This window comes from Diaphorobacter sp. B2A2W2 (assembly GCF_056730635.1).
Genome location: NZ_JBWZOR010000001.1, coordinates 131,850 through 145,484, shown reverse-complemented (window position 1 = coordinate 145,484; position 13,635 = coordinate 131,850). Strand labels below are relative to the sequence as shown.

Genomic DNA, 13,635 nt, shown 5'->3' with positions numbered 1-13,635 from the left:
AAATACCCTGACGCAGCATCAATGGCCGCTGCGCTCGCCTGCCAGTTCCTCGGCCACGGCTTCGTAGACGGCCTGCCGCACTACCGATTCCACTTCCTCTCGCAGACGAGGCACCATGGACCGTGTCTGCTCCTGTACCACCACTGCGATCGCCTCGCGCAAACGTTGGTCCAGCACGACGTCCACGCGCTGCATCACGCGATGCACCACGTACTCCTCAAACCCGTAGGGCAGCCCTGCAGGCAGCGGCGCAACGGGCGCGGGAGCTGCGAGGGGCGGTGGTGAATGCGGAGCCGCTGGCAAAGGCACAGAGAGCGACGCAGCGGTGGTCGCAGGTCGTGTCACCGTAGGCGACGGACGCGCCGAGCTCCCTTCGGCTTCGGGCATCTGCACCACGTCGGTGAGCGTGGGCACGAATCTGGGAGGTTTCTTGGTGGGTGTTGTCATCCCGCGCTTTCCTTGAGTACCAGATCGTGGCGAACGATGTCATACCCCAGCGCGGCATAGCCGCGCCAGCGCTCCCGCGCGCGCTTCCGATCATCCTCATCCGCCTGGCTGACCACCTCCACGACCCGAGCGTACTGCGCAAATCCCTCGGGCAAGACATTTCCCAGGTTGACCAACACGTCCCGATTCGGACTGGTACGAGGGTCTTGCACCAACACGGTGGGAGAGGCATGCAGAATTTCCTCGTCGGCGTCTCCCAGGCAATGGCCAACGAAATCCGAGGGCGCTAACGCCCAGAGCTGGCGATCCAGCCGCAGCAAGGTGTCTGCATCACCCGTGACCGTCACCCGCGCATCCTGCCGGGTGGCTTTTCGCACCAGGCGACAGACATACGCCAGTTTGTCGGGTGCATTGAAGTGGAATGCCACCTGTGTCATGCGCGCACCTCCAACGACATGGCCCTCAAGCCACCGACTTGCGGCTGCGCGTCTTTTGCTTGGGTTTCACGGTACTCACCGTCGCCCGCTCCAGCAGATAGTGCACCAGCAGTCCCACAGGCCGGCCGGTGGCGCCCTTGGCGGCGCCGCCCTTCCAAGCCGTCCCGGCAATGTCCAGGTGTGCCCACGGCGTGTCCCCGACGAAGCGCTGCAGGAACTTCGCGGCGGTGATCGAACCACCGGCCCGGCCTGCGACATTGGCCATGTCGGCAAAATTGCTCTTGAGCCCTTCTGCGTACTCGTCATCCAAGGGCATACGCCAACAGGGGTCAAGCGCGGCATCGCCTGCCGATAGGAGCTGTTCCGCCAATAGGTCATCGGAGGCAAACAGTCCGCTGCGCAGGCCACCAAGCGCCACCACACAAGCGCCTGTCAATGTGGCAATGTCCACCACGGCGGCTGGCTTGAAGCGTGCCGCGTAGGTCAGCGCGTCGCACAGGACCAGACGCCCTTCTGCGTCTGTGTTGAGGATTTCGATGGTCTGGCCGCTCATGCTCGTCACGACATCGCCCGGCTTGACCGCTTTACCATCGGGCATGTTTTCGCACGCAGGAATGAGGCCCACCACGTTGATCGCCGGCCGGAGTTCCGCCAGCGCCCGGAACACGCCCAGGACGCTCGCCGCCCCGCCCATGTCGAACTTCATCTCGTCCATCTCCGCCGCGGGTTTCAGCGAGATCCCCCCAGTGTCGAACGTGATGCCCTTGCCCACCAGCACCACGGGAGCCTGCGTGCGGGCCGCGCCGTTGTAGCGCAATTCCACCAGGCGAAGCGGCTGATCGGATCCTTGAGCCACCGCCAGAAACGCCCCCATGCCCAGCTTGGCCACCTCAGTAGGGCCCAGCACCTGGCACTGGACGCCGGGGTATTTCGCAAGCGTCTTGGCGGCATTGGCCACCAGCGTGGGGGTCGCATGGTTGGCAGGGCGATTGGCCCACTCGCGCGCAAACTCTACACCGGCCGCCACGGCCGTGGCCGTGGCGAACTCCGGCTGCGCTGCACCCGCATCGGGCACGCCCAGGGTGACACGCAGCAGGGCACGCGGCTCAGCCTTGGTCTTGGTGGCGGTATAGACATAGCTCCCATCGGCCACCGCACGCACCGCAGCGCCGATGGCGCCCCGCTGGGCCGAGGTTCCAAACACCAGCGCCACGCGCTTGACCGACGGCAACTTGAACGAGGGGGCCAAGGCTTGCATGGCCTGGCGCACCGCATGTGCATCGGCCGCACCGCACCCCAGCAGCACAACCCGACGCGCCGCAACACCGGCGGGGGCGTAGCACTGCAGGAGCTTGCCCGGTTTAACCTCCAGATCGCCTTGCTTGAGCGCATGCGCCGTCAGGGTAGACAACACGTCGCTGCCCGGCAGGAAGCCTTCAGGCACCAACACCACCAGCAGGTCGCATTTGTACGCAGCAGCGGCAGCCAGCGAAAGCGTCTTCAGTTCGAAGTTCATAATCAGCGTTTTCCTTCGAGCCAATGTTATTCGATTCATCCATTCGCAAGGAGCTGGCCCGCACCTTCGGCGCGACCCTGGTGGTTCTGGTCACCGTCGTGATGACCATGATGCTGATCCGTACGCTGGGCCAGGCATCCCGGGGCAGCGTGAACCCTTCCGACGTGATGCTGGTCATGGGTTTCACGGTGCTGGGACAACTGCCCACCATCCTCAGCCTGAGCCTGTTCGTCACTGTGGTGGGGGCGCTGTCGCGCATGTACCGCGACAGCGAGATGGTCATCTGGTTTTCGGCAGGACGCGGACTGATGAGCCTGCTGGCACCGCTGTTCCGGTTTTCCTGGCCCGTCATGCTGACCATCGCCGCGCTGTCGCTCGTGGTCTGGCCCTGGGCCAACCGGCAGATCCAGGAGCTCAAGACGCAATACGAGCAGCGCAGCGACGTGGACCGTATCGCGCCTGGGGAATTCCAAGAATCCTCCAATGGCTCACGCGTGTTCTTCATTGACAAGGACGCACCGGATGCCAACTCGGCCAGCAACGTTTTCATTGCCACCAACGAACCCAACCGCGAGACGGTCACCTCCGCGCAAAGCGCGCGCCTGGAGATCCGCAATGGCGAACGCATGGCGCTGTTGAGCAACGGGCAGCGGCTGGAGACGCTGCGGGACAAGCCGGGCCTGCGCGTCAGTGAATTTGCCGAGTACGGCACGCTTGTGGGTGGCGGATCGCAGAACGACCCCGAGGCGGCCTCCATCAAGACCCGCGACACCTGGGAGCTGGTCATCGACCCGCAGCCGCGCCACCAGGCGGAACTGGGCTGGCGCATCGGCATGGCGCTGGCCGCGTTGAACTTCGTCGTCCTGGGCCTGGCGGTGGCCGTCGTCAACCCGCGGGCGGGGCGCAGCACCAGCCTGGTGTTCGCACTGTTCGCCTTTGTCGTGTACTACAACCTCATGACCGTTGGACAGACATGGATCGGCGTGGGCAGGCTGGGCTTGCTACCGTTCATGCTGATGCTGCACGGCGGTACCCTGGCCCTGGGCCTGCTGCTGCTGGCCGCGCGCCACAACCACTGGTCGCTGCGCAGCCTGCTGGGCAGGAGGACGGCATGAAAACCATCCGCCGCTTCATCTACCGCGAAGTCGTCGTGGGTGTGGCCTTCGTCACCCTCGCCTTCCTCGCGCTGTTCTTCTTCTTCGACATGGTGGACGAGCTACGCTGGGTGGGCCGCGCGGGCGCCAATGGCTACCAGCTCTCGCACGCGCTGCTGTTCGTGGCGCTGAGCTTGCCGCAGCACCTCTACGAACTGCTGCCCATCACCGTGCTGATTGGCACCATCTTCGTGATGGCACGGCTGGCGCAGAGTTCGGAGTTCACCATCATGCGCACCAGTGGGCTGGGTCCCTGGCGGGCGCTGAGCACGCTGCTGATGCTCGGCTGCGCGTTCGTCATGGTCACAGTCATCGTCGGGGACTACATTGCCCCGGCGAGCGAAAAAGCGGCCTCCCTCGTGAAAGCCCGCCGGCTGGGCCAGATCAGCACTGGCGCCACGGGCGCATGGCTGAAGGAGCGCCAGGGCGACCATTCGATCGCTGTGAATGTGCGTGCCGTGGACCCCAATGGCGCCATGCGCGGCGTGCGGGTGTTCGAGTTCGATGCGCGCGGACGCGTCGCCGCTACCATCCAGGCGGAACAGGCCACCTTCGACGACGCCCGCGATGCGTGGAATCTGCAGCAGGTCGAGCGCACCCTTTTTGAGGCCGAGGCCGATGGCGGCATGCGCGTGTCGCGCCTGCAAGAGCCCACGTTGCGTTGGCCCACGCGCATCAGCCCCGACATGGTGGCCGCGTCGCTGCTCAAGCCGGACAAGATGGCGACGATCGAACTGTTCCGCTTCGTACGCCACCTGGAGGCCAACGGCCAGTCGGCACAGCGCTACGAGATCGAGTTCTGGCGCAAGGTCTTCTACCCCTTGAGCTGCCTGGTGATGGTGGTGCTCTCCCTGCCCTTCGCCTACCTGCATTTCCGCTCGGGGGGTATTGCGGGCTATGTGTTCGGCGGGGTGATGGCGGGCATCAGCTTCTTCCTGCTGAACAATGTGTTCGGCTTCGCGGGCAATCTGCAGAACTGGTCGCCCTGGCTGACCGCGGCCGCGCCGGGCCTGATCTATTCCGTGCTTTCGCTGGCAGCGTTTGGATGGCTGGTATTGAGGCGCTAGACCCACCGCAGTAGACACATGACGAACCCTAGTACCAACGGCATCGTGCTGTTCGCACACGGCTCCCGCGACCCCCTGTGGCGCCTGCCCATGGAGGCGGTGCTCGCGCGCATGCGCGCCGAGCAGCCCGCGCTGGATGTGCGCTGCGCCTACCTGGAGCTGTGCACGCCCGACCTGCCTTCAACGATTGCCGCGATGGCGGCGCAGGGCATCACCCAGGTGGGCATCGTGCCCATGTTTCTCGGCACCGGGCGGCATGCGCGCGAAGATCTCCCCCGCATGGTCGAGGAGTTGTCCCAGGCGTTTCCACAGATGCGCCTGCACCTCAGCCCTCCCATCGGCGAGGACGAACGCATGACGGCACTGATGGCGCGCATTGCCGCCGAAGCATTGGTGCCGTAACGATATCTGCGCCTTTCGCGTCCATCGTTAGATTGATGCAGCATAATGATGCGACTTCTTAGCCGCATTTCAATATGAATCTGCACCAGTTTCGCTTCGTTCAAGAGGCGGCGCGCCGCAACCTCAACCTCACCGAGGCCGCCAAGGCACTGCACACCTCGCAGCCGGGGGTATCCAAGGCGATCATCGAGCTGGAGGACGAGTTGGGCGTGGACATCTTCGCGCGCCACGGCAAGCGGCTCAAGCGCGTGACCGAGCCCGGTCAGCACGTGCTCAAGAGCATCGAACTCATCATGCGCGAGGTGGGCAACCTCAAACGCATCGGCGAGCAGTACAGCGCCCAGGACAGCGGCACCCTCGCCATTGCCACCACCCACACCCAGGCGCGTTATGTGCTGCCCGTACCGGTGGCCAAGCTGCGCGAGGCGTATCCCAAGGTCAACATCAGCCTGCACCAGGCCACGCCGCACGAGGTGGCGCGCATGGTGATCGACGAAGTGGCCGAGATCGGCATGGCCACGGAGTCGCTGGCGGAGTATCCCGACCTCGTCACCCTGCCCTGCTACGAGTGGCAGCACGTCCTGGTGCTGCCACCCAGCCATCCGCTGGCGCAAAAGGAGCGCGTGGGGCTGGAGGACATCGCGCACGAGTCGCTCATCACCTACCACCCCTCATTCACCGGGCGCGGCAAGATCGACCAGGCCTTCGCCACCCGCAAGCTGCAGCCGCGCATCGTGCTGGAGGCCATCGACTCCGACGTGATCAAGACCTACGTGCGCCTGGGGCTGGGCATCGGCATCGTGGCGGAGATGGCCATGCGCGACGACCCACTGGGCGACCTCGTCGTGCGCCCCGTCGGCCATCTGTTCGGTCAGAGCGTGGCGCGCGTGGCTTTCAAGCGCGGTGCTTACCTGCGCAACTTCGTCTACAAGTTCGCCGAGCTGCTGAGCGACCGCCTGAGCCGCGACCTGATCGCCCGCGCCATGACCGGGCACGTCAACGACTATGAGCTGTGATGCGCCCTGAGCCGCTTTAAGGCTTCCCGCATGGGGACGACGCCAGCGGCCTGGGCAAGCCCGCCCCAAGACCCGTGTTCGCAAAGCATGCGGCCGTCGGAACGCCACGCGTTGCGCCAGTTTTGAATGAGTGACACCCAATGACCACGCCCCACTTTCCCAGCCGCCTGCCCAACGTGGGCACCACCATCTTCACCGTGATGTCCGCGCTGGCGGCCGAACACCAGGCCGTGAACCTCGGCCAGGGCTTTCCTGACTTCCACTGCGACCCGCAGCTGATCGACGCCGTCACGCGCGCCATGCAGGCCGGCCACAACCAGTACCCTCCCATGGCCGGCGTGCCCGCGCTGCGACAGGCCGTTGCTTCAAAAATTGAAGCACTCCACACTCGCCAGTATTGCCCCAACGCCGAAATCACCATCACAGCCGGGGCGACCCAAGCCATTCTCACCGTCATCCTCGCCTGCGTGCAGCCGGGCGACGAGGTGATCGTGCTGGAGCCCTGCTACGACAGTTACGTGCCCAACATCGCACTGGCCGGCGGCGTCGTGGTCCGGGTGCCGCTCACGCCGGGCAGCTTCCGCCCTGACTTTGCCAAGATCGCGGCGGCCATCACGCCGCGCACGCGCCTCTTGATCATCAACACGCCGCACAACCCCAGCGCCACCGTGTGGACGGCCGACGACATGCGCACGCTGGAGGAACTGCTGGCCCCCACGGACGTGCTCCTGATCAGCGACGAGGTGTACGAGCACATGGTCTTCGACGGCGCCGAGCACCAGAGCGCCGCGCGCTTCGCGGGCCTCGCGGAACGCGCTTTCATCGTCTCCAGCTTCGGCAAAACCTTCCACGTCACGGGTTGGAAGGTGGGCACGGTGGCTGCCCCCGCCGCCATGACGGCGGAGTTCCGCAAGGTGCACCAGTTCAATGTGTTCACCGTAAACACACCCATGCAGTACGGCCTCGCGGACTATCTGCAGAACCCCGCGCCCTACCTGCAGCTGCCGGCCTTCTACCAGGCCAAGCGCGACCTGTTCCGCCAGGGTCTGGAGGGCTCGCGACTCAAGCTGCTGCCCAGCACCGGCAGCTACTTCCAGTGCGTGGACATCTCGGCCGTGAGCGACCTGAACGAAGCGGACTTCTGCCAGTGGCTCACGCGCGAGATCGGCGTGGCCGCCATTCCCCTGTCGGCCTTCTATGGCGACGGCTTCGACCAGCGCGTCGTGCGTTTTTGCTTCGCCAAGAAGGACGAAACGCTGCGTGCGGCCATCGAACGCCTGCGCACGCTTTAAGCCCAAACAGGCCGCCGCGCTTATCCAGCAAGCGCTAGCAGCTCATCATTCAATAGCACCCAGGAGCGTTGCCTCCTGGCGCACGCAATCGACGGCGAGCGACGTAGCGCATGGCGCGGGCCAGCACCTGTGACACCCCGTGTGGCACACAGGTGCCGCGGAAAGTCGCGCCACTGCGCCGCGCAGCCGAGCAAGCCGTGGGGCAGTACGGCGGACGCCACCATTGCCCGCCCGCCAACGCCGGAACACCTGGGGAGCACGAGAGGGGATCGTATTCACCTCGACCTTTCCGCCGTCGACCGGCACGGGCGACAGACGCGGCGCACCTTGGCTCACGACTTTGGTATGTTTTTGATAGCTGCTAGCGCCCGCCCCACAAGCGCCAAAAACCAATTTGACCTCAACTCACAACAGCACGATGTCGTACTGCGCCTGGCCCATGGCGCTTTCGGCCTGCAGGGAGATCGGCTTGCCAATGAAGTCCGACAGGCCCGCCAGGTGCTGGCTCTCCTCGTCCAGGAACAGCTCCACCACGCGCGGGGATGCCACCACGCGGAACTCGCGTGGATTGAACTGTCGTGCCTCGCGCAGCACCTCGCGCAGGATGTCGTAACACACACTGCGCGCGGTCTTCACCTGGCCCGCGCCCTGGCACGTGGGGCACGGCTCGCACAGCATGTGCGCCAGCGATTCGCGCGTGCGCTTGCGCGTCATCTCCACCAGGCCCAGCTGTGAAAAACCGCCCACCATGGTCTTGACCCGGTCGCGCGCGAGCTGCTTGCGGAACTCCGCCAACACCGCGGCCTGGTGGTCCTCGCGCAGCATGTCGATGAAGTCGGCAATGACGATGCCGCCCAGGTTGCGCAGGCGCAACTGCCGCGCGATGGCGCCCGCGGCCTCCAGGTTGGTCTTGAAGATGGTGTCGTCGAAGTTGCGCGCGCCCACGTAGCCGCCGGTATTCACGTCGATGGTGGTCAGCGCCTCGGTCTGGTCCACGATGAGGTAGCCGCCCGACTTGAGCTGCACGCGCCGGCCCAGCGCCAGGGCGATCTCCTCGTCGATGGAATACAGATCGAATATGGGGCGCTCGCCCTTGTACAGCTGCAGCTTGGCGGCGGCCGCAGGCATGAATTCATTGCCGAACGCCTTCAGCGCCACGAACTGCTCGCGCGAATCGATGCGGATGCTCTGCGTTTGCTCGCCCGCCAGGTCGCGCAGCACACGCTGCAGCAGGCTCAGGTCCTGGTACAGCAGCGAGGTGGGCGGATGCGTCAGCGCTGCCTGCCGGATGCCTGCCCAGGTCTTGCGCAGGTAGGCGATGTCTTCGGCCAGCTCTTCGTCGCTGGCGTCCTCACCATTGGTGCGCAAAATGAAGCCGCCGCTGCTGCCCGATGCCTGGTCATCCACCAGCTTCTGCAACCGCGTGCGCAAGGCGTCGCGCTCGGCCTGGGGAATCTTCTGCGACACGCCCACGTGGTCGTCCTGCGGCAGGAAGACCAGCAACCGCCCGGCGATGCTGATCTGCGTGGACAGGCGTGCGCCCTTGCTGCCGATGGGGTCCTTGATGACCTGCACCATGAGCGCCTGGCCCTCGAAGACCTGCTTCTCGATGGGCACGGGCGGTTCGTTCTTGCGCGCGAACATCGGCGCCTCGCCGCCTTCCTGGCGGTGCCACACGTCCGCCACGTGCAGAAAGGCCGCACGCTCCAGCCCGATGTCGATGAAGGCCGATTGCATGCCCGGCAGCACGCGCGAGACCTTGCCCAGGTACACGTTGCCGACCAGGCCCCGCTCCAGCGTGCGCTCCACGTGCAGTTCCTGCACGGCGCCGTTTTCGACCACGGCCACGCGCGTTTCCTGCGGCGACCAGTTGATGAGGATGTCTTGTTGCATGGGCTTTTGCCAGATGAGGCGCCCATGATGCCTCAGAACCAGCGCTCCCCGCCGCCCTACCGGCGGCCGGCGCCCGTCACACCATCGTCGCCAGCATGCCCTGCATGAGTTGCGGCTGCAGCGCCACCACGTCGCCCACGATGATGAGCGCCGGCGGACGCACGCGGTGCTGCTGCGCCAGCGCGGGCAGGTCCTGCAGCGTGCCGGTGATGCAGCGCTGCCCGGGCAGCGAGGCTTGCTCCACCAGCGCTGCGGGCGTGCTGTCCGGCAGGCCGTGGCGCACCAGTTCGCGGCAGATGATCGGCAGCGTGCCCATTCCCATGTAGATCACCACGGTCTGGCGCGGGCGCGCCAGCGCCTCCCAGTCCAGCGCCACTTCGTTGTCGCCGCGCAGGTGGCCGGTGGCAAACACCAGGGTCGCGGAGTGGTCGCGGTGCGTGAGCGGGATGCCGGCGCAGGCGCCCGCGCCCTGCGCGGCGGTGATGCCCGGCACCACGTCGAACGCGATACCGGCCTCGGCCAGTGCCTGCACCTCTTCGCCGCCACGGCCGAAGATGAAGCCATCGCCGCCTTTCAGACGCACCAGGCTGCGCCCGCTGCGCGCCAGGCGCACCATGAGGTCAATGATCGATTCCTGCGGCAGCGTGTGGTGCGAGGACTGCTTGCCCACGTAGATCAGGTCGGCATCCTCAGCCACGTAGCGCAGCACCTCCTTGCCGACCAGGTGGTCGTAGAGCACCAGGCGCGCGCCGCGCAGGGCCTTGACGGCGCGCAGCGTGAGCAACTCAGGGTCGCCCGGGCCTGCGCCCACCAGCGTCACGTGTCCAGGCTTCGGGGGCTGTCCGGACTCTCCTGCTGCGGGTGCCACGGTGAACCAGCGCGCATCTTCAATGAAGCTCATATGGGCCTCTCCTTTGCGGATCATGGGGTGGCTCCATTGTTCAAAGGCTGCACCGTTTGCGTCCTTGAACCAGTTCAAGGACAGCGGCAACACCCGCTGCGACGATGCTCCCACTCGCATGAAGAGGGGATGGACAGCGACCTCGCGAGAGTGGCCGTGGCAGCCGCCAGGGCCCACCCAAGCGCTGATCCGTGACGCAGAGGACCCACAATGACAGCAAAGAGGATCGCCAGGCTGGTCGCATTAGCGGCCGCCACCCTGGTGTCTGCCACCGCTATGGCGCAGGACGCCAAGCCAGTCTCGGAGGCCGAGAAAAACTACCAGGCAGGCGGATCGCCGCTGGCGGAAGTGCCCATGTACCAGAGCACGAACCCCAAGGCACCCAAGATGACGCAGGCCGAGTTCGACCGCGCACGCCAGATTTACTTCGAGCGTTGCGCGGGCTGCCACGGCGTGCTGCGCAAGGGCGCCACGGGCAAGCCGCTCACACCGGACGTGACCCTGCCCAAGGGCACGGACTACCTCAAGGTCTTCATCGCCTACGGCTCGCCTGCCGGCATGCCCAACTGGCAGACGTCCGGCGAATTCGACGAGGCGACCGTGGACCTGATGGCCCGCTACATCCAGCAGGACCCTCCCACACCGCCCGAGTGGAGCCTGGCCGACGCCAAGAACACCTGGAAGGTCATCGTGCCGCCAGACCAGCGTCCCAAGAAGAAGATGAACAAGTACAACTTGGACAACATCTTCTCCACCACGCTGCGCGACACGGGCGAAGTGGCGCTGATCGACGGCGACACCAAGCAGATCATCAACATCGTCAAGACCGGCTACGCGGTGCACATCTCGCGCATGTCGGCTTCGGGGCGTTATCTGTTCGTGATCGGCCGCGATGCCAAGATCAACATGATCGACCTGTGGATGGAAAAGCCCGACAACGTGGCTGAAATCCGCGTGGGCCTGGAAGCACGCTCGGTGGACACCTCCAAGTTCAAGGGCTATGAGGACAAGCTGGCGATCGCCGGTGCATACTGGCCTCCCCAGTACACCATCATGGACGGCAACACCCTGGAGCCCCTGAAGATCGTGTCCACCCGCGGCATGGTCGTCGGCACGCAGGAATACCACCCCGAGCCGCGCGTGGCTTCCATCGTGGCATCGCACTACAAGCCCGAGTTCCTGGTGAACGTGAAGGAAACCGGCAAGACGATGATGGTGGACTACTCCAACCTGAATGCGCTGAAGACCACCGAGATCGGCTCGGCCCCCTTCCTGCATGACGGTGGCTGGGATGCATCCAAGCGCTACTTCATGGTGGCTGCCAACAACAGCAACAAGATTGCTGCGATCGACGCCAAGGACGGCAAGCTGGCCGGTCTGACCGAAGTGGGCAAGATCCCCCACCCCGGCCGCGGCGCCAACTTCACGCACCCCAAGTACGGTCCGGTGTGGGCCACGGGTCACCTGGGCGACGAGACCATCTCGCTGATCGGCACCGACCCGCAGAAGAACAAGCAATACGCCTTCAAGGAAGTGGCCAAGCTCAAGGGCCCGGGCGGCGGAGCGCTGTTCATCAAGACCCATCCCAAGTCCAAGCACCTGTGGTCCGACGCACCGCTGAATCCTGATCCCAAGGTTTCGCAAGCCGTGGTGGTGTTCGACATCAACAACCTGGACAAGGGCTACGTCACGCTGCCGATCGCCGAATGGGCAGGCCTGCCCGATGACGGTGGCGCCAAGCGCGTGACCCAGCCTGAGTACAACAAGGCAGGTGACGAAGTGTGGTTCGCCGTGTGGTCGGCCAAGGACAAGCAAAGTGCGCTGGTCGTCGTGGACGACAAGACGCTCAAGCTGAAGTCCGTGATCAAGGATCCGCGCCTGATCACGCCGACCGGCCACTTCAACGTGTACAACACCCAGCACGACGTCTATTGACGCACTTCGAAGGCCAGCCATGTCACGCACCGCGTTCCTGTCCCTGGTCCTGGCATTGGCCGCTTCGGCGGCCGGCGCACAGGGCACGCCCGACCCTGACCGAGCCGCCCAGCTCGTGCGCATGGTGCGGCAGGACTGCGGTTCGTGCCATGGCATGCGCCTGACGGGCGGCCTGGGTCCCGCGCTCACCCGCGAGGCCCTGGCCGGCAAGCCACCCCACTATTTGGCTGCCGTCATCACCCACGGCATCCCCGGTACACCCATGCCGCCCTGGAGCGCCATGCTGCAGGGAAGCGAGGCCCTGTGGATCGCCGAACAGCTGGCCAACGGGTTCCCCGAAGAAAACAGGAGGTCCGCCCCATGAAACGGCGTGCCCTGCTCTCCCTTACCGCCAGTGCACCCCTGATTGCCACGGGCTGTGCGGCTCCCTCTTCCACCACCTCCACATCCGCCGCTCCTGCAGCCACGCTGCAGGGCACGGGCGATCTGGGCGTGGTCATCGAGCGCGCCAAGGGCGCACTCACCCTGATCAACACCAGCCGGCGCGAAGCCGTGGGCCGCGTTACCGGCCTGGGCGACCTGTCGCACGCCTCGGTGGTGTTCTCGCGTGACGAGCGCTTTGCCTACGTCTTCGGCCGCGACGGCGGCCTGACCCAGGTAGACCTGCTCACCCAGCACATCACGGGCCGCGTGATGCAGGCCGGCAACTCCATCGGTGGCGCCATCAGCGCCGACGGCAGCCTGGTCGTGGCGCAGAACTACACGCCCGGCGGCGTCAAGGTCTTCGACGCCGCCACCCTTGAGTTGCTGGCCGACCTTCCCGCCCACACGGCCAGCGGCGAACGCTCGCGCGTCGTCGGCCTGGCCGACCTGCCGCAGCGCCGGTTCATCTACAGCCTGTTCGACGCGAACGCCATCTGCATCGCCGACTGCTCCAACCCCCGAAAGCCGCAGGTCACCACTATCCCCAACATCGGCCGCCAGCCCTACGACGCACTGGTCTCGCCCAACGGACGCCACTACATCGCCGGCCTGTTCGGTGAAGACGGCCTGGCCATGGTGGACCTCTGGGACAACCCGCCGCGCGTGCGCCGCATCCTCGCAGGCTACGGCCGCGGCCAGCAACCGCTGCCGGTGTACAAAATGCCCCATCTGCGCGGCTGGGCCATCGCGGGGGGCCATGCCTATCTGCCGGCCATTGGCCGCCATGAGGTGCTGGTTGTCGACACCGCCACCTGGGCCGAGGTCGGCCGCATTCCGGTCGCGGGCCAGCCGGTGTTCGTGATGGCGCGGCCCGACGGACGTCAGGTGTGGGTCAACTTCTCTGTGCCAGACTACAACCGCGTGCAGGTCATCGACACACCGAGCCAGCGCGTGGTGCAGACGCTGGAGCCCGGCAAGGCCGTGCTGCACATGGAATTCACGCCGCGCGGCGAATCGGTCTGGATCAGCTGCCGTGACGACAACCGCGTTCAGGTCTACGACACGCACACCTTGCAGTCCCAAGCCAGGCTGGACGTGGACGCCCCCAGCGGCATCTTCTTCACTGCCCGCGCACAGCGCATGGGGTTCTAA

13 protein-coding genes are annotated in these 13,635 nt (G+C 65.7%); 8 read left to right on the top strand and 5 right to left on the bottom strand.

What is annotated here, in order from left to right:
• Positions 1 to 18: 18 nt before the first annotated feature.
• Genes AC1PPL_RS00655 through AC1PPL_RS00645 form a run of 3 tightly spaced genes read right to left on the bottom strand, consistent with a single transcriptional unit; the run spans position 19 to position 2,400 of the window.
• On the bottom strand, positions 19 to 447 hold the full coding sequence (locus AC1PPL_RS00655) for a hypothetical protein (protein WP_479972397.1): 429 nt from the start codon (positions 445 to 447) through the stop codon (positions 19 to 21).
• Positions 444 to 884: a DNA polymerase III subunit chi gene (locus tag AC1PPL_RS00650; RefSeq protein WP_479972396.1), complete on the bottom strand. Its 441-nt coding sequence runs from the start codon at positions 882 to 884 to the stop codon at positions 444 to 446. Before AC1PPL_RS00650 ends, AC1PPL_RS00655 begins: the two co-directional genes overlap by 4 nt.
• Positions 885 to 909: 25 nt before the next feature.
• Entirely contained in the window at positions 910 to 2,400 is a 1,491-nt protein-coding gene (locus AC1PPL_RS00645; protein WP_479972395.1) for a leucyl aminopeptidase, read from the bottom strand.
• A 23-nt stretch (positions 2,401 to 2,423) separates the two neighbouring features.
• Between AC1PPL_RS00645 and lptF the strand changes: the two genes are divergently transcribed.
• From lptF to AC1PPL_RS00620, 5 genes are all read left to right on the top strand, one after another.
• Positions 2,424 to 3,515, top strand: coding sequence for an LPS export ABC transporter permease LptF (gene lptF, locus AC1PPL_RS00640; protein WP_088886830.1), 1,092 nt, complete (start codon positions 2,424 to 2,426; stop codon positions 3,513 to 3,515).
• Positions 3,512 to 4,621 carry an LPS export ABC transporter permease LptG gene (lptG, locus tag AC1PPL_RS00635; RefSeq protein WP_015913265.1) on the top strand — a complete coding sequence of 370 codons (1,110 nt, stop codon included), beginning with the start codon at positions 3,512 to 3,514 and terminating at the stop codon, positions 4,619 to 4,621. The genes lptF and lptG overlap by 4 nt, the downstream gene beginning before the upstream one ends.
• An 18-nt stretch (positions 4,622 to 4,639) precedes the next feature.
• Entirely contained in the window at positions 4,640 to 5,023 is a 384-nt protein-coding gene (locus AC1PPL_RS00630) for a sirohydrochlorin chelatase (protein ID WP_015913264.1), read from the top strand.
• A gap of 74 nt (positions 5,024 to 5,097) precedes the next feature.
• Positions 5,098 to 6,039, top strand: coding sequence for a CysB family HTH-type transcriptional regulator (locus AC1PPL_RS00625; protein WP_047351197.1), 942 nt, complete (start codon positions 5,098 to 5,100; stop codon positions 6,037 to 6,039).
• A gap of 140 nt (positions 6,040 to 6,179) precedes the next feature.
• Complete coding sequence (locus AC1PPL_RS00620) at positions 6,180 to 7,331, top strand: pyridoxal phosphate-dependent aminotransferase (protein ID WP_479972394.1); 1,152 nt, start codon at positions 6,180 to 6,182, stop codon at positions 7,329 to 7,331.
• A 405-nt stretch (positions 7,332 to 7,736) separates the two neighbouring features.
• On the opposite strand, the gene rng is transcribed toward AC1PPL_RS00620, so the two are convergent.
• Positions 7,737 to 9,224 carry a ribonuclease G gene (gene rng / locus AC1PPL_RS00615; RefSeq protein WP_103738269.1) on the bottom strand — a complete coding sequence of 496 codons (1,488 nt, stop codon included), beginning with the start codon at positions 9,222 to 9,224 and terminating at the stop codon, positions 7,737 to 7,739.
• A gap of 76 nt (positions 9,225 to 9,300) precedes the next feature.
• Positions 9,301 to 10,125: a uroporphyrinogen-III C-methyltransferase gene (gene cobA, locus AC1PPL_RS00610; protein WP_041839006.1), complete on the bottom strand. Its 825-nt coding sequence runs from the start codon at positions 10,123 to 10,125 to the stop codon at positions 9,301 to 9,303.
• A 210-nt stretch (positions 10,126 to 10,335) separates the two neighbouring features.
• On the opposite strand from cobA, the gene AC1PPL_RS00605 reads away from it, so the two are divergent.
• The 3 genes from AC1PPL_RS00605 to AC1PPL_RS00595 are packed head-to-tail and all read left to right on the top strand — an operon-like array spanning position 10,336 to position 13,635.
• Positions 10,336 to 12,060, top strand: a complete 1,725-nt coding sequence (locus AC1PPL_RS00605) for a nitrite reductase (RefSeq protein ID WP_011805163.1) — start codon at positions 10,336 to 10,338, stop codon at positions 12,058 to 12,060.
• Between the two features lie 19 nt (positions 12,061 to 12,079).
• Positions 12,080 to 12,424, top strand: coding sequence for a c-type cytochrome (locus tag AC1PPL_RS00600; protein ID WP_479972393.1), 345 nt, complete (start codon positions 12,080 to 12,082; stop codon positions 12,422 to 12,424).
• A complete protein-coding gene (locus AC1PPL_RS00595; protein WP_015913258.1) occupies positions 12,421 to 13,635 on the top strand; it encodes a cytochrome D1 domain-containing protein in 1,215 nt (404 codons plus the stop codon). The genes AC1PPL_RS00600 and AC1PPL_RS00595 overlap by 4 nt, the downstream gene beginning before the upstream one ends.

Coding starts and splice junctions, on each gene's coding strand:
- AC1PPL_RS00655 (WP_479972397.1), bottom strand. CDS start 447: ATGACAACACCCACCAAGAAACCTCCCAGATTCGTGCCCACGCTCACC.
- AC1PPL_RS00650 (WP_479972396.1), bottom strand. CDS start 884: ATGACACAGGTGGCATTCCACTTCAATGCACCCGACAAACTGGCGTAT.
- AC1PPL_RS00645 (WP_479972395.1), bottom strand. CDS start 2,400: ATGAACTTCGAACTGAAGACGCTTTCGCTGGCTGCCGCTGCTGCGTAC.
- lptF (WP_088886830.1), top strand. CDS start 2,424: ATGTTATTCGATTCATCCATTCGCAAGGAGCTGGCCCGCACCTTCGGC.
- lptG (WP_015913265.1), top strand. CDS start 3,512: ATGAAAACCATCCGCCGCTTCATCTACCGCGAAGTCGTCGTGGGTGTG.
- AC1PPL_RS00630 (WP_015913264.1), top strand. CDS start 4,640: ATGACGAACCCTAGTACCAACGGCATCGTGCTGTTCGCACACGGCTCC.
- AC1PPL_RS00625 (WP_047351197.1), top strand. CDS start 5,098: ATGAATCTGCACCAGTTTCGCTTCGTTCAAGAGGCGGCGCGCCGCAAC.
- AC1PPL_RS00620 (WP_479972394.1), top strand. CDS start 6,180: ATGACCACGCCCCACTTTCCCAGCCGCCTGCCCAACGTGGGCACCACC.
- rng (WP_103738269.1), bottom strand. CDS start 9,224: ATGCAACAAGACATCCTCATCAACTGGTCGCCGCAGGAAACGCGCGTG.
- cobA (WP_041839006.1), bottom strand. CDS start 10,125: ATGAGCTTCATTGAAGATGCGCGCTGGTTCACCGTGGCACCCGCAGCA.
- AC1PPL_RS00605 (WP_011805163.1), top strand. CDS start 10,336: ATGACAGCAAAGAGGATCGCCAGGCTGGTCGCATTAGCGGCCGCCACC.
- AC1PPL_RS00600 (WP_479972393.1), top strand. CDS start 12,080: ATGTCACGCACCGCGTTCCTGTCCCTGGTCCTGGCATTGGCCGCTTCG.
- AC1PPL_RS00595 (WP_015913258.1), top strand. CDS start 12,421: ATGAAACGGCGTGCCCTGCTCTCCCTTACCGCCAGTGCACCCCTGATT.